The following is a 21,577-nucleotide window of genomic DNA, read 5'->3' as shown; positions in this document are numbered from 1 at the left end:
AAGCTATGAAAAGAGATACATTAAAAAATATTTTCAATGCTCCATACAAGAGCAATATTTGGAAAAATTTCCTTAAAGAATTATTCCGTAACCTTGATAACAACTACTTTCAAACACCCATTGACCTTAAAGATGATTCTTTAGTTAAACACAAGGATGTAGAACACATTTGGGAGTTTGGTGATATATCGCTTGCTGATGGCAAAATAATCAAGTTTTACGAAGTTGTTTTAAAAGAAAACCAACAAGTAACCAAAAATAGGGTTGGATTACGAAATATATTGTCTAGTGAAATCGGGTTTGGTTATATTGACGGAGCCATTATTACATACCACAACCATAAAGCTTTAGATTGGCGATTTACTTTCATATCGAAGTCTCTATACTGGGATGAGGACAATAACGAGGTAAAAACAGAAACACATCCAAAGCGGTATACCTATTTGTTTGGACAATTTGAAACAGTAAAGACAGCGGTTAACCAATTTGAATGGCTATTCAATCAAATTGAAACCAGAAATATTACTATGGAAGACGTCCTAAAAGCTTTTTCGGTAGAGAAGCTTTCAAAGGAATTTTACGCTGGTTATTTTCATCAATACGAAACTTTTGTGGCTTATATTGTGGATAATCCCAAAGCATTTTCTTTGTTTACTAAGCAAGTATATGGAGACCATGATAAAGGTGAAAAACTAGTAAGTGATTTTGTTAAGAAATTTCTAGGTCGAATTGTCTTCCTATATTTTCTTCAGAAGAAAGGTTGGATGGGTGTGCCATTAGGTGAAGAATGGGGTAATGGTCAGAGAGATTTTGTTTTCCGGCTATTCGAGGAATTTCCTGATAAGAACCATTTTTACCAAAAAGCATTGGTGCCGTTATTCTTCTATACTTTAAACCAAGATCGAACTGAGAATAATGATGTGTTTTCGGTAACAAATACTCGCATACCATATTTAAACGGTGGTTTATTCGAAAAAGATGAAACCGAACCTGAAAACATTCAATTTGAACCGCAACGTTTTATTGAGTTGTTTGCTTTCTTTAGTAAATACAATTTCACAGTGGACGAAAGCAGCCCAGACGACCAGGACATTGGTGTTGACCCTGAAATGCTTGGGCATATTTTTGAAAACTTACTGGAAGACAATAAAGATAAAGGGGCTTTCTATACTCCTAAGGAGATTGTACATTATATGACGCAAGAATCCTTAATTGAATACCTGAGCACGCATTTAGCTGAAACCGAGAAAGAAAAGCTTAACAGCTTTGTAAAGAAAAAACAAAAAGCTGAATTAAGTGATAAGGAGCTTCGTACCATTGATGCATTATTAGAGGATGTAAAAATATGTGACCCGGCTATTGGTTCAGGTGCTTTTCCTATGGGTTTGTTGCATGAAATATTTGCATTAAAAGGATTAATCGCATTTGAAAGAGGTTATACAGCATGGAGTCCGGCAAGGGTGAAAGAAAGCATTATTGAAAACTCTATATATGGAGTTGATATTGAAGAAGGAGCTGTTGATATTGCCAGGTTACGTTTTTGGCTTTCTTTGGTTGTAGATGAACCAACACCACGACCTTTACCAAACCTCGATTATAAGATTATTTGTGGTAACTCATTAATTAGTCGTTACTCCCTTGATGCTCCAATTGATGAAATATTCAGAGAATTTAATAAAGGTCGTGAGAAAGAAAACAAGGTTGACCTTGAAAAATATAAATCCATAGTTAGAGAATATCTACATGAAGCAAATCACAATAAGAAAAATGAATTTAAACAACTTATCGAAGATGTTAAGGCTGCATTTAAAACATATTTCTCTAATAAGGAAATTAAAAAGCTTAACCTTCTAAAAGCAGATTTAATCCTTCAAGAAGGTAATAATCTTTTTGGAGCATTGGACAAGAAATCAAGAATTAAAGAGTTAAAGCAAAAAATTAAGAATTATCAAGACTCCTCGAATATATATAAAGATGAAGAGATAAGAAGATTAAATGAAACAATTAATAGTATTGAAAAATTAAAAACTACAGCTCAGCTAAAAAAAGAAATTACTAAACTCGAAAAAGAAAAGCAAGCTCGAGAGGAATCAAAGGTTTACCAAGAGGCTATAGAATGGCGTTTTGAGTTTCCAAACCTACTAGATGTAAATGGTAATTTTGAAGGTTTTGATATTGTTATTGGGAATCCTCCATATGGAGTTTCTATAAAGGGTGATTATAGAAATATTGTAGTAAATAGCATAGGTAAACTTCCAGATTATGAGATATATCACTACTTCACAGAAAAAGCTCGTTTATTACTTAAGGAAGATGGTATTTTTTCATATATAATCCCTAACACATATTTATTCAATACTTTTGCGGCGCAATATCGCTTAAATATTCTCGACAAATGGGGATTAATAGAAATTCTAGATTGTACTAAATTTAGTATTTTTCAGTCAGCAACAGTACGTAATACTATAAATACATGGAGAAAGTCCAATCTTAAAAATGTAGGTTATAGAAAAACAAAGGATATAACTTCATTCAAGGAGTTATCAAATAAGCCTAGAGTTCATATAAATGTTGAGAACCTAAAACTAATGAACCAAAATTGGGGGCTAGCTTTTATGTTAGACACCAATATTATTGATATAGTGTCTAAAATTAAATTAGGTACTAAACAACTTATTGACTATTTTCCTGATGTATCTCAGGGACTTATTGCTTACGACAAATATCAAGGACAATCTGAAGATATTATAAAAAACAGAGTTTATCATTATGATTCATTTGAAAAAGAATCTTTAAAAAAATGGCTTTGGGGAGCAGATGTAACAAGGTATGAGGTTTCTTGGAATAAAAAAGAATATATTGATTATTGTGATGGTATAGCGAATCCTCGACACCCCAAATTTTTTGATGGTGAAAGAGTACTTATCCGGGAAATCACAAACCCCTCAATATTTGCTGCTATTACATCTGATGAGCTATATAATGACCCTGCAATCATAATTGTAAAATCAAGTAAAGAATATTCCATAAAAGCATTGACTGGCATACTCAACTCAAGACTTGCAACTTTTTTTCATTTTAATAATTCACCTAAGGCTACAAAAGGGGCATTCCCAAAGATATTAGTAAAAGACGTAAAAGAGTTTCCCCTACCTCAATTAGAAATAAACAATCCCATTTCAACTATTGTAGATTACATTCTTAAGCTAAAGAAATTAAAACAACTAAATGAATTCGTGCCAAATTCTCACATATCTGAAATCTTTGAAGAGGTAATTGATGCAATGGTATTTGAAGTGTATTTTCCTGAGGAATTTAAGAAAGCTGGTATTTCCTTCATCACCTATGCTGAGCGTGATTTTGAAAGCATAGAAGGCAAACAAGAGGAAGAACAACGCGAAATTATCCACAACGCCTACCAAAAACTTAGGGAGAAGGATAATGAGATAAGGAACAACCTTAAAGCAATGAAAATTGAATTACGTGATCTACTAATGCCTATTTTAACTGTCTAATGCAAAGAATAAAATCGATTACATTAAGAAATTTCAAGTTTTTTTATGGAACTGAAGCCGAATACCCAAAGAATAAAATTGATTTGGAAAAAGATAACTTATTACTCTATGGTGAAAATGGGAGTGGTAAAAGCACGATCTATTGGGCTCTATACACCTTTTTACAAAGTTGTTTAAAAACTGGAAATCATCAAATTAAAAAGTATTTTAGTGATGATGAAACTGAAAGTTTAAAAAACCGCTATGCCACAAATGGTTCTGAATCTGGTATAATCATAGATTTTATTAGCTCAGACGGGACTATAACGCAAAAGGTAATTTCAAATCGTCCTAATGGCATCAATACAAAAGGTGGTACTTTGGTTAGAAAAACCTTAAATGCCAGTGATTTTTTAAACTACAAATACCTGTCAAAACTATATGATTTCCGTAATAGCGAACCAATAAACCTCTTTCCTCTATTTGTTAAAGATTTATTGATGTTTATAGATTTTGAAGAAGAATATCCTTTATTAAATGGTGAACTTTCCGGAAAATCATATGCATCAGACTGGTGGGATTATATATTAACTGTTCATGAAGATTTGCCTCGCAACAAGAGCATGAAACATACTATAAGCGAGAGTTCTGAAGAATACAAGATGTATAAAGAGGTTTTGCTGCCAAAATTTGTCGATTTACTCAAAAATTATTTATTAAAAATTACAGAAGCGACTAACAATTATCTTACTAAAGAATTTAATGAATCATTTAAGATAAGCTTTAACACCGATAAAATTGTTTGCGATTTTAATAAACCCACTGGCAAGAGAGCTAAAGACGGAAAACTACATAAACCTAAAATCTTTTTAACAGCAGAACTACTGGATGACAAATTAGATATTAGTAAACGTGACATACCAAATCCTCATACCTTTTTAAACGAGGCAAAACTAACTGCAATTGCATTGTCAATTCGTTTTGCTATGCTTGATGAACGAGGAACCTTTGCTGATGCATGTAGTTTGCTTGTTTTAGATGATTTATTGGTTAGTCTTGACATGAGTCATCGAAACATTGTGCTCGACATTATCCTCAGAAAAGCCAATAGACATCAGCTTCTTATAATGACTCATGACCGTTTTTTCTTCCAAATGGCTCAGAATAAAATTAAACATTACAAACAAAACAATTGGAAGTTCATTGAAATGTATTCTCATAAAAACAATGAGATTCCATTACCTTTAATTTATGATTCAGAGTCATATTTGGGAAAGGCGATTCGTTACCTTGATTTAAATGAATATGAAATTGCAGGTAATTTCCTAAGAAAAGAAGCTGAAAATTTTCTTAAAGAGATACTACCCAATAGGTATAAATTAAACGACGAAGGAAAATTAAAAGCCCTTGGCAATTTACTATCTGAAGCAGTTGTATTCTCTGAAAGTAATGGATTGGATAAAAGTTTGTTTGAAAGACTAAATTCCCACAGAGAATTTGTTCTTAATCCATCAAGCCACGATAGTTATGACGTTCCAAAATTTTACAGTGAGCTAAGCGATTGTATCAATACTCTAACCGAATTAAGAAAAATTGAAATAACCCAAAACATATTAAAAAAGGGAACAAAATTAGAGTTTGAAGTTAAATGTGTCAACCATGGTGATAATTACAAATACAATCTTGTGATTCAAGATGATTCACATTTAATTAAAGAGCCTGGAAAAACAGAGGTTTTGACTAAAGGGAATATTAATTTTAAAATTTTTAAAGAGGGTGTAGAATTACCGCCAAAGGACAAAAATATAGGAGATTGGCATAATGAGAACAATTCTATAATTAATAAATACAATTACTGTTATAATAAATCAGATAAATCCGGAGAAGAAAGTTTTTGGGATGGAGTTTCATTTACAGAAACCTCTGAAAAATTAATAACCGTAAAACCTTTTAATTGATTCAGATGCTTACTCAAGACACTATAAAACAAATCAGATCCATTTGGGATAATTACAATTCTTCAGACAAAGTAATTCTTGATAACAAAGGCAAAGAGCTACCCAATATTGATATTCAACGAATAGAGGCTATTGGTTATTTACAAGGTATTATTTCTCAATTTCAGAATGATGAAATAGATATTCGAGAGTTTAAAACTTCAATAGATAGTTACAATAAGCGTAATAACCTTTGGGGATTTACAGCGATAAAAGGCCAAATGTTCTTTAATCTGCTGGTACGCACAGCCGGAGAGAATTTAACCTCCCTTACAAAATTGATTCAAGAGGTGATTCTTTTACCTGGTACCTTGAATGAAGCTGTAAAAAAAATTAAGATGCTTGAAAGCTATTGTTTGGATATACGGAACAAAGCTACTGACAAGCGTAAAGTTCCTAACTCAAGTTCTGTTGGTTACTTCTTATCATACTTCTGGTCAATAGCAGATTACAGTAAATGGCCTATCTACTACACCTCTCAATTACAAGCTTATGAGGCTTTGAATATTTGGGAAGATAAAAACGACCAACAAGAAAATTATAAGAACTTTTATAATCTTAATGAAGAAATAAAATCTGTATTATCCGATTATTCAAAACAGGAACTAACAAACTGGGATGTAGAGCATGCATTTTGGAATTATAACGGTAATCCTAAAGAAAGTAAAGCCATTGAAAAGATTACTCCTATTGCTAAACAAACTGATGAAGCAGAACCGGAAGTAACTACTCTTAAAATATCATCTAGTTTTGCTCTGAGCGACTATCTTATTCCCAAAGTAGCTAAACTAGTTGAGTTGGGGGCTGAAACTGAAAAATCTGCATCTGCAAAAGGGAGTGCTTATGAGAAATTGGTTGCAGAAATATTTAAACAACTAGATTTCGATGTCGAAATACTTGGGCAAGGCAGTGGCCGTAATCCTGATGCAATATTAAGGTTTCGGGAAGAAAATACAGCTTTTATTGTAGATGCAAAAGCATATAGCAATGGATATAGCATGGGTGTTGATGACAGGGCAATTAGAGAATATATTAATCATTACTGTCCAAAGCTTCAAAAAGAAGGTTATAAAAAAATAGGTTTTATAATTGTAAGCAATTCCTTTAAATCAAACTTTGAAAGTTTTGTGAATGAAATCACCTGGAATACAGATATTAAAAGATTTATCCTATTATCATCAGAAGCTTTACTGTATCTATTAGCCTACAAAACGAAAGACAGATTGGGATTATCCAATGTCATTGAAAGTTTAATTAGCTTTAGTAATCCTGTTGTATCAACTAATATTATTGCAGAGTTTGATGATGTATAGAGAAAAATAAGCGCAATTTAGAAACTTACCTAACTATATAGTTAAACCAACAAATGAATTTACGTCACAACGATTTATATATAAACCCTGATAATCCATTTGAAAATTGCCAATTGGATCGTAAACAATTTGCGTTAATTCTTACCCAAATAATAACAAATTACACCTGTGGATTTGTATTAGGTTTGAATAGTACTTGGGGTACTGGAAAAACAACATTCGTAAAGATGTGGCAGCAACATCTAAAAAACGAAGGCTTTAAAACACTTTACTATAATGCCTGGGAAAATGATTTTGAAAAAGATGTATTTGTTGCCTTAATATCTGAATTAGAACAATTAATGGATAAGAAAACAGAACAATCCTTTAAAAATATTTTAAAAAAAGCTGCTCCGTTAACAAAAAAAATTGCTACAGCGGCTGATAAAGCCTTAGTAGAAAAACATATTGGAAAAGGGTTTGCCCAAGAAGCTGTTAATGCATTGTCTGAAACTGCAATAACAGGTTTAGAAAAACAGTTAAAATCCTATACCAATCGTAAACGAGGCATAAAAGAATTTCGCAAGCAGCTTGAATCATTTGTAAAAGACTCAACACAAAATACACCCATAGTTTTCTTTATTGATGAAATGGATCGCTGTAGACCTGATTACTCTGTTGAAGTTCTGGAACAAATAAAGCATCTATTTAGTGTGAAAGGAATTGTTTCCATTTTAGCAATGGATAAGGTACAATTAGGTCACTCCATACGAGGCGTATATGGAAGCGATTTAATTGATGCAGATGAGTATCTAAGACGTTTTATCGATATTGAATATAGTCTACCCAAACCAAACCCAGGTGTATTTACCAATTATTTGTTTGATTATTTTCAACTAGATAGTTTTTTCGATGTAAATAAACCAAGGTATTACTCCGACTCTTATAATGATAAAAAGCTATTTATCGAAATATTTACCAAGCTTTTTGAAAGTAAATCAGTGCCGTTACGAGGACAAGAGAAGATTTTTGCACAAACAAAATTGATACTTTCGTCATTTGACAGGGAACACATTGTATTTCCTCATTTGCTTGTGTTTCTAATTTTTATTAAGTCATACTATCCAGATTTATACACAAAAACAAGAGATCGGTCAACACCTCCATTTGAGCTATTATGGGCAATAGAAGAGATAGTAAATCCTCTTATTAAAGAAGATAGATACCACAAATTCCTTTCTTTGGAGGCACATTATTTATATTTCTACAACAATTGGTATGTAGGCGATAATCGAAAAAGCAAAATTTTCAATGAAGATAGTAAACTCAAGTTTAATATTAAATATCCAATTAAAGGTGCTGGTGATGACTTTGAAAAAATAGTAAAAGCCATTACTAATAAAGACTATAGTTATATATCCATTGATTTCTTAATTAATAAAATTGACCTAACAGATCAGATTAAAGTTTAATCCATAACTATTCCAGTCCATACAAAACATATTTATAAAATATATTACTCATGTCATGTCCCTATAATATAAACTGTGCTGAAAACACAAAAGATTATTTGCAAAATATAAATGACAAACCGTTTTCTTATACTTCAAATGAATCCCTCCATCTCAATATTTCTGGGGAAAATTAAGTAGCAAGGTTTTATACATTGGAGTTAACCCTTATAGTACATCAATTGGAGAAAATAATTTTTCCCCACTTCAAATTCTACGACAAGGACCAGGTTTAAACAGTTACTTTAGTACAATATACAAATGGTATCCATATTTGTACGAGTCGATAGGTAAAGACAATGGTGTCGCTTTTACAGATTTAGTAAAATGCTCGTCAAGCACATTCCCTTTAAAAGGAATGCCAACTAAAAATTTTGATGCAATTTTTAGAAATTGCCGTTCACATTTACAATCTCTTATTCTTCAAATGTCTCAACTTAATTTAAAAACTATAATAGTAAGTGGAGTTCATCCATGTTGGCATATTCTTGATATCTATTTTCCTTTAGATAATAATTTTGATAAGAAAATTGATAATATCTGTAAAACAACAGAAATAAATGGAAACCAAATCAATTTTGTTTTTTTTAGACAGTTTATGGGAAGAAAAGATGTTAGTCATTCATATAGAAATAAGGCAAGTGAATTACTAGATAATGTGCTTGAGAAATTATAGTTTCTATTTTAGAAAAAATAATACTCATATCTCAAAAAATAAATAAGAATTCAATATGGCAAAATATTCATCTAAATACGACTTACTGAAGGCCAACGATGGGGAAATTAATCAGTTTTTCCGAGATGTGAAATTTACTGGAGTTTTTGATAAAGACATCCCCGAAGAACAAAAGAATTTGTTTTGTGGCAAGTTGACAGATATAGTCATGAATGGCGAGAAAAATAAACTATGCCCTCTTTCCATATACGTTCCAAAAAAATTTGAAGTAAAGATAGGCAATTGCGAGTTTATTTGTTCTATTAATCTTGACCTACTTCGAAATGAGAAACACAACTATAAGTTATATATCAATAGTATTAAAAATATAATAATCAAGGAAGTAAAATCATTTGATAGTAATGAAGAGGCTTTATTTATAAGAAATCTGAAATTAAAAGACAACTTGTTTATTGGTCAATTTACTCAAAACAAAGATGGAAGTTTTAGTATACGTGATATTCGAAGATCTGATTTCTCTAAGCTTATTCTTCAAAACGGTAAAGAACAGCAGCCTATAGTATATCATCCTAATGGCAAAAAGCCCCTAGATGGAAAATATTATGAGTTTTCCTGGATATTAAACGGTGCAAGAAAAGAGGAATATGTCTATTTTTTTAAAGTTGATGAAACGAAACCATATAAAGAAGTTTCTGGAAAAGACATCGTTGAAAGACTATATAATAGCATTATGGATTATCCAGCTGGGGCAGGTCAGAAGATTGTCAAAATGTTGGATACGCTAAAAAATCAGTTAACGGCAAGTGGCAAAGAGATTTTTATTTACGAACTTCTGCAGAATGCGAATGACTATCCAAATATTATCAACGGTCGCCGTGAGCTGGTAAATGTGGAATTCCACATCACGCATGATTCATTGTTATTTCTCCATTCTGGTGCTGAATTTAACGAACGTAATATTGCCGCTATATGTAGTATCAACGATAAAGAGAAAACAGGTAATAAAGATGCTATTGGGTACAAGGGGATTGGTTTCAAAACCGTATTCCTTGACAACAACTTTGTCTATCTTCAAACAGGAGATTTTTCCTTGCGTTTCGATCAAGAAAAAACGCGGGATATTGTTGATACCCCATGGCAGATTCTTCCTATTGTGACCCCTTACAAAGATTTATCGCCAAGTGAACGCTATGTGTTTACGAATGCGGATAAGAAATTCAGAGTTAAACTAGCCTTACGTCCAAAAAACATTAAAATACTTAGAGATACTGGGAAAAATTATATAAATATGTTCCAAGACGTTTTCCATAACGAGCGAGCTATCTTATTTATTCCTAATTTATCTTCCGTTAAGGTCTTTTATAATGGTACGTCGGAGCCTGATTTGCAATGTTTGTGTAATAACAACCGTTGGCAAGTAAATAATTATGACGAAAAAGTACCGGCAGATATTACCGAATCAATAAATTCAGATATTGATGATCAAGAGGACTCTGGTGCACTGAAGATTCCCCTAAAATACTATAATTTTGATAAAACAAGGGTATCCTTTGCTTGCGAGATTGATGGGGCTAATCTAAAAGAGGTTGACGAAGCGCAATTATATTGCTATCTACCAACAAAAGCATCGTGGGGGTTCAAGTTCTTAATGAACACCGATATGATTCCCACAGGTCCTCGTGATGATATCGAAATTGATTTTTCTAACCAAGTAAACATCAATGAGGAAATTGCCGAAATAGCAGGCAGTAAATTCTTTGATTGGATAAAGGATTTGTGTGAGTTGAAAAAGTATAAAGTAAACTCAATTTTTAATCTCGTACCTGTATTTGAAACCAATATTAGTCAACATAAAAAATATAAGAACCTTATAGATAGATTTAAAGCTGGATTTGATACAAGAATTGTAAATGATGAACTGATACCCGTTGAAAACGGTCATTTCGAATTGGTCCAAAATATCATTCTTGATGAGACTGGTTTGATGTCATCAGGAATTATGGACGACGATGATTTTTTCAAGATCACCGGCTACGAAGGATCACTTCCTTTGAAAATTCTTCGTAACGATAGAGAATTCAAAGCTTTCTTAAAAAGATATTTGAAAGACCTGGAACGTAAAGATAATATCTGGTATTTTGAGGATTTGAAGGAAATTTGTTCTGATGATGATTTTAGAGAGTGGGTAGTTAATCAAAATAACAACAATCAATTTATTGAATTCCTCTTAAAGAAAGATAAACTTAAAGATTTCTTTGAAGAAGAGATATTTATTGAGGAAGGTACTGGCGAATTAAGAAAAGCAGATGACTTATATTTTGACATGGATGAACATCTTATCGATTTAAAGGTATTTGATGAACATATCCCCCATTTGTCAAAAGCCTCAAGAGATTTCCTTAAGAATAGTGAACTTTGGGATGAAGAGTATGAAAATAAGTTCTCTGAATTCTTACCGGAAGATTTTATCAATGATGTACTTCTATCCCCTAGTGAAATTAATGCTACCAAAGAAAAGCTTAAAGTAAAAGATACTTCCCTTCATTTCTTTAAATTTTTGGCGAAGAATGAGATAGAAAGTAATGATAAAATAGAATCATTACCATTCTTTAACGACAATGACGAAGTAGTGTCTACTTTTTCAGAAGCAGTCCTTTTCTTTAGTTCTGAACATGGGCAAGATATAGCTGATTATGACTGGTTAAGTAATGTGTGTATCGAATTTGTTTCATCTGACTATGATAAAAGTGTTCGTGAATATTTCCAAGACAACCTTAATGTAAAAAACTTTGCTGATGAAATTATTATTAAGGACATTATTCTTTGTGAAGATTTCCAAGATGATATTAGCGAAGCAATTAATGAAAACTTTGATACTAGCAAAAGCTTCATTGACTATTGCTTTACTAACAAGGATTTTCTAAAAGATGGTGATCTTCGAAACTATACTATTCAGACTTATGATTTCGAAGGAGATGTAAAATGGTGTTTATCAGAAGAGCAAATCTTCTTTCCTTCTAACTTTTACGATGAATACTCTGCAAAAGAATGGCTCAATAATGGTTGGATGTATGTGTTAGATAAAGACTATTATAACGGGCATAACAACATATATGATTTTAAGAGTTTTATTTCTCAAACGTTATGGGTTTATGAACTTACAAAAAATAATTTCTATAAGGATATAGTAAAGACGAATTTAAAAGACATAATTGCTAATACTAGCGATTCAAAAGATATTGACGGTCTTAAAAATATTGATTTTATCAAATATCTGGATGATAACTATCATTTAATATTTGAGGAAGAAAAGGATGGGGATATTTTTAAAGGTCTTATTTTAGTTGATAAAGATACCTCCGATGTTGATGCAAATACTAATAATCTATATACTTTTGATGAAGAACTTGTTGCTATAGTTGAAAACGATTGGTTTCCAGAATACATTGTTTCAATCTGTAACCCAGAGTATGGTAATTCAAAAGCATTAGCTGTAATTGGAGTAAAGCCTTTTAAGTTTGGAGATTTCTTTGATAATGTGATTGTTGCAGAGTTAAAATCCATAAACGAAAAGATAGATCAAAAAGATAAAAACATAGCCTTTCATAATTTCATAATTGAACATATTAATGCTTTAACCCCAGATCAGCAAAAAAAGATGCTTAATGCAAAGGTGTTTTTGTATGGACATGATATTGCAGCAGTTTCTGCCGGGGGCCATAAAACTCTAAGTGCAAAAGCCAAAGAACTATTTGACAAAGGTCTTGTTGAGTTCTCAGATTTAGACATAATTGATCCTGATTATAAAACTGAAAATAATGTTGAATACTGGGAAAGCCAACTTGGCAATACCAAGTTCACCATAAACCATTTCTTTAATTGGCTGAAAAACAACGATGAAGCTTTCAGTAACACTCTTCAAAATAAAATATTAAACATAGTATTTTGGCGTTGGCTTAAAAATAACGTCTCTGATAATTTTATAGAAGATGTGGCAAGCTTGCCAGTCATGCTAAATGATGGTAGTATTCAGAGTTTAGATGAACCTGTATATTTCTCTGATAAATATATGGATGGGGCTGGTATTGAACATATTGTAAAAATATACAATAACAATGCTTTATTTATTAGCTCAACTTATCTGGATGAAAATGACGATATTGAAGAATGGAAATCATTTTGGGTTAAAATTGGTATAAAATATGAAATCGTAGATATTCTTGTTCAGACAGTTATACCGCGTTTGGATAAAATTGAAGACGAAAACCTTCCAAAACTTTTCTCTGAAAATAGAGAAAAACTTGAATTTTTTTATGAAAATGAATTGGTTTCCAAACTCAGAAACCTAAGAATTAAAGCTCATGATGGCCAATTCTACACAATAAAAGATACTATTTATATTGATTGCGAAAAATCAGAGCCATTTTCATACATACAATTGCCAAACCAGATTTCTTTTAAATCTGCTGAAGAACGTAGATTGATAAAAGATCTTATTGCTGAAGTTGATAGTGATTATGTGTCTACACTAAGTGAGTGGCAACAACATAAGTTAGATTGCTATATTGCAATGCAAACTAAAGATTGTGATTCTGTAAGAGAGCTTCACTTTAAATTCATAAATGATCTGTCTAGTATTAGAAATAATGAGAGAGAGGTTTTAAGGGATATGGAAGGATTAGATGCACTATTACTGCTGAATAGGCACAATGAGTTCTGCAAAGCCTCTACTTTAACCATGGGCTCTGTTTACAATCCATCCTTCGATTTTGAACTATGTGGTGTAAATTCACTTCATTATGTCAGTGATGCATATAAGGTAGAATGTACAGAGTATGTAGGAAGGCTATTTAGACAACTAGATGTTCACTGCGATTTTCAAAAAAATGACATAAATCTACTTATAAACAGAGAATGTTCAATTTACTTTTGGAGTAAGTACCTCATTAAAAAGGAAGTATCCATCTCTCGCATCAATCAGTTTATTTCCGATAAGTTATTTGATGATCTGGCTTGCATTCCTACAAAAGATGATATGAAAACACCGAAAGATCTATACTATGGAGTTGAAGTGTCAAGGTACGTAAAAGCAATTGAAGATTGGGAAAACAAAGTTCCGTTAATCAATCTGCCTGATATCAAAACATCTAACAATTTGTCATTGTTTAGTCAATTACCATTCAAAAACGCGTTAAACTTCCTTGATGCACTCTATGCATTGATTTCTATCCAGGGTCAGGACAGAAGAACTAAATTGAATGAATGGATGATTAAAGATTATGATGAATCCTTTGATCCCAAAATACATGAATACCGTGAAGATGAACATGCACTATGGTTCAATAATAAGAATGAAAAGGTCCATATTAAAGATTTGTATGCGCTTGACTATTCGGATAAGACTTTGGATCAATATTTTGGCACAAATTCAAGAATTGTAAATAAGCTATATTTTCCATCTGGAGATTCGTTTAAAAAAGCGTGTGATATATTGGGTATAAAAACAATAACAGCCCATGATTTAAAAATGGAGCCCGTTGACGTTTCACTTTATTCTGAAAAAGATAAAGACCTTAAGCTATTTGCTTTAATCATTGCAGGTATTATAGATAATAAAAATTGGCAAGCCTTATATGCCGATTTTTGTGGAAAACTTTCTTTGCTAAAACTTTATAAATGCAGCAAAATTCTAATAACCTATAATGCAGACAATTCAATTAACCAATCATTAAAGAAATTCTATCATCAAAACGGATCCAATGACTTTTACTTTGTAAAATCCCTTGATAGTAAACGCGTATATACATTGTTTGTACGAGAGTATATGAAGTTTCTTGATGTCAACAAAGAGGACATCACCGAAGAGTTAATTGAAGACATTATGGACAGCCAGGAAAATGCCCTGGATATCGTGAAAGAACAGAATACCCTAATACTAGATGATAATTTTATAAATGAAATTGATAAACTAGTTGAGGGGATTAAAGGTAAATTATCTGGTAATAAAGTAGATGATGATAGTGAATTTGAAGAGCCTTATCGACCAAGCTTTTCTACACGCTCGGATCAAGTAGACGATATTGAGGAAAGCCAAGAAGACTTGGATGAACCAAACATTGAGCAGGGTATACAGAATTCAGAAGATCCAGAAGATACAAGTACAAAAAGTTCTTCCTCACCTAAGGAATTTACTAATAAAGAGATCAATAGAAATAACACCGGATCCGGAAATGCGTATTATTCAGCTAATCAAAAAGTGGAGATTTCAGATGATTATAACTACGACACATCGAATGAAGATGAATACATCAGTTCTATAGAGAAAAATTCAGATTATGAACCTTTAGGTAGTACTCCAAGATCACCGCAAACCAGAAGGCCTCCGAGACCATATACAAAAGAGGAAGTAAATCTTATGCGTTCCAATGGAACTCCACTGGAATTAGAATCACTACCAGCAACAGATGAAGAAATTAACGTACTCGAGCAGTGTGGTATTGCACCAGAGCAAATCGCAGATACAAACTACCTCGCCAAACTCCGTTTATATAATAATTTAATCCAGGAACTGCATGAAGAGCCAGAAGAAGATTTGGAGGATTTCATTAAAAATGCAGAGGATGTATCGATCCATCCATTGAAAAATGGAAGATATATTCATGCTTGTAGTGCAGCTAGAGGTGTAATGTACACCTCTCCTTCTGTATGGAAAAAAATGATGGATAATAAATGGGCTATCTGCGTTTACCTTGATGGTCAGGGCAAGAACTTTCATTATATTAATTCAACGAATGAATTTTTGCAACTGGTAGAAAAAGATGATGTGGTAATAAAGATAACAGGAAAAGATAAAGTAGACGTAGTAAATAACCTTTACTCTGGGGTTTTAAACGGAGCTAAGGGTTCGGCATATACCCTCATTAGAGTGGCGGCGCACACCAATATGGATGCAGTCTTTGCTCACTATGTTGGTGCGATGGCAGAGAAAGAAGATGGTAACGAAGATTTAAATGAATTCTAATGATGGCGACAAACAAAAAGGTGGATAATTATAAGGCATTTTTTGCGGATCAGGTCAAAGAAGCTATTCTAGAACAGCAGAAGGTCAATAAATCACAAATGCGCCAATTATTTAAATCTGATGAACTTTCAATTGCCTATGTAGATTCTGTTCAAACGGAAACAGGAATGGTAGTACTTAAGTTTCCTCGTCGTATGGCTCCTCGTTTGAAGGTACAGAAATCAATTACTGTAATAAAGAAATCTGCCAGACAAATACTTGGTAATCACCCTACTGAATGGACCTGCCATTGGGAGGAGTTTTGTGAGAATCCAGACTATCATTCCTCGGCATCAGATGTTGTTCCCATGTATTATGTCCAGTGTAAGAATGATGGATATGATTATGTTGCATGTTCGGGAATTAGTACAAGACTTTATGATTTATTCGTTAAAACCACATCAGAAGGAAAGTCGTTAAGTGTGATTGTGTATAATCCTTTTCCTCCGGTGGATTATTACAAGAACTTAAGTAGATATATGGATGTTTTTTCTGATAACAAAGAATTGATGTTGGAACCTCTTATTGATTACGAGGATTGGCGCCCGGAAGAACTCGCTTATGATGAAAACAATCCCTCTAACATTTCTGATACTATCCTTAAAACACTAGATGAGCAGGATAGTGTGATCGTTCAAGGCCCTCCTGGAACAGGTAAAAGTTATAACATTGCAACAATAATAGCATCGTACTTGGAAAACGGTCATAATGTATGTGTAACAACAATGGCAAATAAGGGGCTGGTTGAGTTGATTAAGCAAAGACCTTTGGAAAAATATATACCAGCTGGAAAGATTAGCAAAACAAACCTCTCCATTGATGAACAAAAGCAAATTGGGGGTGTGAAAAATGCCGGATCAGATTTACTTGTTCCAGATGGTGAGTTGCTGTGTGCTACAAATTATGGCCTTTCTAGTGTATTCAGCGAAAATAAAATGAAGCTGAATGGATTGCCAAGTTATGATCTCATTGTTATAGAAGAGGCATCCCAAGCGTTTTTGACTACAATAGCAGCTTTCAAACAATTAGGAAACAAGTGTCTGATTGTTGGTGATCCCATGCAGCTTCCTCCAATTGTAAAGTTAAATAATCCGCTTTATAACGCATGGAATGTGAATACTCAAATTGAAGGTTTGAAGACTTTCGCTTTAGGATCAAATATAAAAGCATACAGAATTGTTACCACATTCCGTCTTACTGATAAGAGTGCGGCACTAACAAAAATCTTTTATGGCAACAAATTCATCTCTGTAAAAAAAGAATATCAAGACTTCTCCGAGGCAGGTTCTTCTTTATTTTCTAACGAGGGAGGGGTGCTGTTTACTTGTACAAATGACCTCAAAGATGGTCTCTATTCTGATACAGCTAACAACATCATTCGTTTGGTTGTAGATACAATGCAAAAAAAGTATCCTGAACGGAGTTTGGCTATAATTACGCCTTTCCGGGACACAGTAAAAGAACTTCAAAAGCGTTTCTCTTTGGCAGATATGGACTTGGATATTACGATTGAAACAATCGACCGAATCCAGGGTATGACCGTAGACTACGCAATCCTTTATATTCCTGGCAGAAACCCGGGCTTTGCATTGGAAGAGCGAAGATTCAACGTAGCTACCAGTAGATCTCGCAGCACTACCTTAATTATCTCGGATATGCCCCTTCAGCACTTCCATTCTGTTTCACCAAACGTGATTCAATTCATTAAGCAGTGTGATACGGTCGATAATAACTACAAAGTTGTGTCAAGTCAGGTGGTAGTCGATAAACCAGAAAAGGACGTGCAACCTATTCTAGAATCTTCAACGGTCAAAACTGATAATATTAAGGTGAAGGTTGTTGGCAATATTGATTTATCTAAGTTTGAACGTACGAAAAAAGAACTTCAGCCTGAAAAGAAGAACTATTATATCATTGATACAAATGTGTTCGTTAACTTTCCAAACATTATAAGTAGAATTGATAAGAAGTATCCAATTATTCTTTCAGCCAAGGTAACAGACGAATTGGATAAACTTAAAATAAAGCTTACCGAGCAAAATAAGCAAAATGCAGAGAAAGCCCTACGTTTCTTGAACAATGTGGATTCACATGAAATCATTTATGAGTTTGCTGATGTATCTCTGTTGCCTAATGATTTCGACAAACGTTCTCCTGATAATATGATTTTGTCAGTTGCATTGAAGTACAAAGAAGAGAATCCAATTATGCTTACTTCAGACAATGGTTTACAACTTAAGTCAAAGATATTAGGGATTACTACAATTTCTTTAAAGAACTTTTTAAAAAGATAATCAACTTCATAGCATTATCCACAATAGTTTATATTTATGAGATATCGAGTAAACATTGTGCATGAGAGTATTGAAATCAAACTCATTTGAGCTTTGTCGAACGCAGCAGATATTGCGGGTATTGAAATAGGATAAATATTTGATATCCTCCAAATCCCCAGTATCCGCTGTTGCAAAACTTACTTATAAATCATGGTTGAAAGTAGCATTTTATATATTATTGGTAATGGGTTTGATTGACACCATGGTTTCCTTGATTAGTGGGTTCTTTATTTTGATGGAAATTTGAGTAGCCTAACTACTCTTACATACATATTTTTAAAGTGGCGTAACATATACTTTCTTATTTTATGGTAGTTATACTACTGAAACAAAGATACTTTTAAGAAGTAATTGATTCATCATGAAAAAAACAGAATTTACACGTCAGGAATTTTACGAACTGGTTTGGAAAGAACCGTTAAGCCGATTGGCAAAAAAGTACAATATCTCCGATAATGGCTTAAGAAAGCGTTGCAAAAAACTCAACATACCCCTACCGGAAGTTGGCTATTGGCAAAAGCTACAATACAATAAACCTGTGACCAGGAAAAAACTTCCCAAAGATAATCCATCAGGTATTGAAAAGATTGACCTTTCAGATAGAGAAGAGGAACATAATCCAAAGGATTCCCCCATTTCAAGAATTAAACGATTAAGAAAAAGCTACAATCAACTTAATCAGGATATCTTTAAGGTGCAATCAAGATTATCAAATCCTGATAAACTAGTTGCGCAAGCTCAAAAAACACTTATTAAAAAAGAAACAGGAAGCTGGTCTGATGGATTAGTACACACCTACTATGGTGAAATTAGCATTAAAGTTGCTCCATCGAATGTAAGCAGGGCATTACGCTTTTTCAATAGCCTTATTAAACTATTGCGTTTAAGAGGTCATGATATAAAGGTTCGAAATGATTCTACTTATGCTATTGTTGAGGGCGAAGAAATTGCAATTGCTATTCGAGAGAAACTGAGGATTGAAAAAACAGTAGATAAAAACAATTGGAATACAAACAACTACTTCCCCACCGACAAACTTATTTTAAAAATTGGATGGATACACGTAAAGGAATTCATGGATGGTAAAAATACCCTTGAAGAAATGCTTCCGGATATTTTAGCTCACCTTGAATACCTTGGTCAAAAAGAAAAAGAAGACCGCATACAGCGAGAAATTAATTGGGCAAAATATGAAGAACAAGAACGCTTAAAAAAAGAATTAGAAGCACGTAAAAAGCAAGAATTAGATGATGTGAAACTACTATTTAAGGAATCTAATTCATGGCATAAAAGTAATATTCTTAATAATTACATCAATGAAATTGAAAAGAGAGCAATTGAAACCAACTCATTAACAGATGAGCTTAAAAACTGGTTAACATGGGCAAAACAGAAAGCTGATTGGTATAATCCTTTAATTAGAAAAGAAGATGAATTTTTAACAGATATTGACCGACTTATATTTTAATGTCTTGTTTTTATATGATTATGATAATCATACTTCTTTAATAAAAACCGAAAAAAACTTCTTTATTCAGATATCAATATTTCATAAAATGATAAATATACTTATGCTACACCCTCTTTTATAAATATTAATTTCATCAAAAAAATTGATTCTGTTATAATTATAAATGTAATACCCAAAGCCTTATTTATTTAAAAATTATTTATATCTAGATTTCCTTATGAAGTTTTATCATAAATAATTGAATATCTATAATCAATTATTTCCAGATAACTATTTTGCATTTCCATTGAAAGAAATGATTCACTTATCCACTTTATAGCTTTGGGTCTATTCTTTAAATAACGTTTATATACACCATTAATCTGCTTTTCATATAATCCCAAATCCTCACCAAAATTATTGAATAATTTCCTGTTTAGTTTTTTCTTCTTACCCCCTAATGTTAAAGCTAATTCCTCTGTATCTTCAGGAAGAACAATGGACACATTTAATAAATCATATGCAGGTGCTAATATCCATTTCCCATTAGATAAAATCATTGAGAAATTTTTAAGATGCATATCATTATTGCCTGTCAAAAAACAAAAGAGGGTCAGTTCAAAAAGAAATAATTTATCCAATAAAGGATTAGCAGAATATTCACTGAGCGCCTTTCCAATTTTTTCCATTGAACCTTTATATTTATCAAAGGCTTCGGTTATTTGAAACATTTCCAGCATATGTATCTTATCTCCTTTTTCTGTTCGGTCAATTCGTTTGGTAATATAAGAAAGCTCACCTGATTGTAACCTGATTAAACTCGATGGAACTACATTAATTCCAAAACTTTCTGCAATTCGCATTGTCAAATGTTCATTGGCTGGCATTTCCGGATAGTCTTCAGAAGCAGGTTTAAATATATAATTACCACCTAATGCACCAACAACAGTCAATCTATTATCTGTTTTATCTCTGGAGTCTTCAACTACACTCATTGAAAGCTTTGGTTGTACACCTGGAACTGTCACACTGCGTTCAACAACATTTTTTGCTAACTCTGACATTTTATCCAGACCATAGGGAATGATGGGTGGCCTGACTGTACCAAAGAAGCGTTGGCTGCAAGATTTATGAAACTCACCTTCTCCATCAATATTCTTATAACAATACAAGCATTTTTTACTCATCTTCTTCTTTTAAAGGAACAACACTCACTGCGCCAATACAATTTTGACAACAAGCTAATAATAATCCCATCCGATCATTTTTATTTATCTTCCAGCTATTTGAAGCTATTTCTAACAACCATCCTTCTGGAATTAGTCCCTCAAAAAAAGGAAAAAGCCTGTTGGATTTATATTCCTGGCCCCTAACCGGCATTGTAAAGGTTAAAAAGTGATCCGGATAATTTATTACATAATCCTTATCATAAGTAAAAATGTAATCTCCATCATTATTCTCAATGAGAATACCGGCCAATTTATCATTATATAAAACTTTAGCTTTTCTCATTGATTAGAAATATTATTAACCTCTTTTGAACTAACAGGAGCTAACTCATGACCAAACATAGCAAGCACTTGATTAACCTTATCGAGATTTAAATTACTTTTTCCTTGTTCAATTTTCCTTATAACAGTTAAAGCTACTCCTGCCCTATCTGCAAATTCCTCTTGAGTAAGATTCACCTCTTTTCTTCTTTCTTTTACAAATTCTGCTAAACTCTTCATTATATGCCTTTAAATATAATCACTCAAATAT

At 32.7% G+C, this 21,577-nt stretch carries 11 protein-coding genes; 8 read left to right on the top strand and 3 right to left on the bottom strand.

Annotated features, from left to right (window positions below; genetic code table 11):
- Window positions 1-5 precede the first annotated feature (5 nt).
- The 8 genes from OM074_RS08825 to OM074_RS08790 all read left to right on the top strand — a co-directional run bounded on the left by OM074_RS08825 (window position 6) and on the right by OM074_RS08790 (window position 19,834).
- Window positions 6-3,515: an Eco57I restriction-modification methylase domain-containing protein gene (locus OM074_RS08825; RefSeq protein ID WP_301199097.1), complete on the top strand. Its 3,510-nt coding sequence runs from the start codon at window positions 6-8 to the stop codon at window positions 3,513-3,515.
- The gene (locus OM074_RS08820; RefSeq protein WP_301199096.1) at window positions 3,515-5,452 is read left to right on the top strand and encodes an AAA family ATPase; all 1,938 of its coding nucleotides are present in this window, start codon (window positions 3,515-3,517) and stop codon (window positions 5,450-5,452) included. The genes OM074_RS08825 and OM074_RS08820 overlap by 1 nt, the downstream gene beginning before the upstream one ends.
- Window positions 5,453-5,457: 5 nt before the next feature.
- Complete coding sequence (locus OM074_RS08815; protein ID WP_301199095.1) at window positions 5,458-6,804, top strand: restriction endonuclease FokI C-terminal domain-containing protein; 1,347 nt, start codon at window positions 5,458-5,460, stop codon at window positions 6,802-6,804.
- 53 nt (window positions 6,805-6,857) lie between these two features.
- On the top strand, window positions 6,858-8,255 hold the full coding sequence (locus OM074_RS08810; protein WP_301199094.1) for a KAP family P-loop NTPase fold protein: 1,398 nt from the start codon (window positions 6,858-6,860) through the stop codon (window positions 8,253-8,255).
- Window positions 8,256-8,652: 397 nt separating this feature from the next.
- Complete coding sequence (locus OM074_RS08805) at window positions 8,653-8,970, top strand: hypothetical protein (RefSeq protein ID WP_301199093.1); 318 nt, start codon at window positions 8,653-8,655, stop codon at window positions 8,968-8,970.
- A gap of 55 nt (window positions 8,971-9,025) precedes the next feature.
- Window positions 9,026-15,991: a sacsin N-terminal ATP-binding-like domain-containing protein gene (locus OM074_RS08800; protein WP_301199092.1), complete on the top strand. Its 6,966-nt coding sequence runs from the start codon at window positions 9,026-9,028 to the stop codon at window positions 15,989-15,991.
- Between the two features lie 98 nt (window positions 15,992-16,089).
- A complete protein-coding gene (locus OM074_RS08795) occupies window positions 16,090-18,324 on the top strand; it encodes a PIN domain-containing protein (RefSeq protein ID WP_301199091.1) in 2,235 nt (744 codons plus the stop codon).
- A gap of 403 nt (window positions 18,325-18,727) precedes the next feature.
- A complete protein-coding gene (locus OM074_RS08790) occupies window positions 18,728-19,834 on the top strand; it encodes a hypothetical protein (RefSeq protein ID WP_301199090.1) in 1,107 nt (368 codons plus the stop codon).
- A 218-nt stretch (window positions 19,835-20,052) separates the two neighbouring features.
- On the opposite strand, the gene OM074_RS08785 is transcribed toward OM074_RS08790, so the two are convergent.
- The 3 genes from OM074_RS08785 to OM074_RS08775 are packed head-to-tail and all read right to left on the bottom strand — an operon-like array spanning window position 20,053 to window position 21,546.
- Window positions 20,053-21,003: a HipA domain-containing protein gene (locus tag OM074_RS08785; protein WP_301199089.1), complete on the bottom strand. Its 951-nt coding sequence runs from the start codon at window positions 21,001-21,003 to the stop codon at window positions 20,053-20,055.
- Window positions 20,996-21,328 carry a HipA N-terminal domain-containing protein gene (locus tag OM074_RS08780; protein ID WP_301191718.1) on the bottom strand — a complete coding sequence of 111 codons (333 nt, stop codon included), beginning with the start codon at window positions 21,326-21,328 and terminating at the stop codon, window positions 20,996-20,998. Before OM074_RS08780 ends, OM074_RS08785 begins: the two co-directional genes overlap by 8 nt.
- On the bottom strand, window positions 21,325-21,546 hold the full coding sequence (locus OM074_RS08775; protein WP_301199088.1) for a helix-turn-helix transcriptional regulator: 222 nt from the start codon (window positions 21,544-21,546) through the stop codon (window positions 21,325-21,327). The genes OM074_RS08780 and OM074_RS08775 overlap by 4 nt, the downstream gene beginning before the upstream one ends.
- Between the last annotated feature and the right edge of the window lie 31 nt (window positions 21,547-21,577).

It is taken from the genome of Plebeiibacterium marinum, from assembly GCF_026013615.1.
Classification (GTDB): Bacteria; Bacteroidota; Bacteroidia; order Bacteroidales; family Marinilabiliaceae; genus Saccharicrinis; species Saccharicrinis marinus_A.
This window is presented reverse-complemented; position numbering and strand designations above follow the sequence as displayed.

What these genes read in the sequence shown, in the direction of transcription:
- OM074_RS08815 (WP_301199095.1), top strand. Translation starts at nt 5,458, where the DNA reads ATGCTTACTCAAGACACTATAAAACAAATCAGATCCATTTGGGATAAT.
- OM074_RS08820 (WP_301199096.1), top strand. Translation starts at nt 3,515, where the DNA reads ATGCAAAGAATAAAATCGATTACATTAAGAAATTTCAAGTTTTTTTAT.
- OM074_RS08810 (WP_301199094.1), top strand. Translation starts at nt 6,858, where the DNA reads ATGAATTTACGTCACAACGATTTATATATAAACCCTGATAATCCATTT.
- OM074_RS08795 (WP_301199091.1), top strand. Translation starts at nt 16,090, where the DNA reads ATGCGCCAATTATTTAAATCTGATGAACTTTCAATTGCCTATGTAGAT.
- OM074_RS08785 (WP_301199089.1), bottom strand. Translation starts at nt 21,003, where the DNA reads ATGAGTAAAAAATGCTTGTATTGTTATAAGAATATTGATGGAGAAGGT.
- OM074_RS08775 (WP_301199088.1), bottom strand. Translation starts at nt 21,546, where the DNA reads ATGAAGAGTTTAGCAGAATTTGTAAAAGAAAGAAGAAAAGAGGTGAAT.
- OM074_RS08790 (WP_301199090.1), top strand. Translation starts at nt 18,728, where the DNA reads ATGAAAAAAACAGAATTTACACGTCAGGAATTTTACGAACTGGTTTGG.
- OM074_RS08800 (WP_301199092.1), top strand. Translation starts at nt 9,026, where the DNA reads ATGGCAAAATATTCATCTAAATACGACTTACTGAAGGCCAACGATGGG.
- OM074_RS08805 (WP_301199093.1), top strand. Translation starts at nt 8,653, where the DNA reads ATGCCAACTAAAAATTTTGATGCAATTTTTAGAAATTGCCGTTCACAT.
- OM074_RS08780 (WP_301191718.1), bottom strand. Translation starts at nt 21,328, where the DNA reads ATGAGAAAAGCTAAAGTTTTATATAATGATAAATTGGCCGGTATTCTC.
- OM074_RS08825 (WP_301199097.1), top strand. Translation starts at nt 6, where the DNA reads ATGAAAAGAGATACATTAAAAAATATTTTCAATGCTCCATACAAGAGC.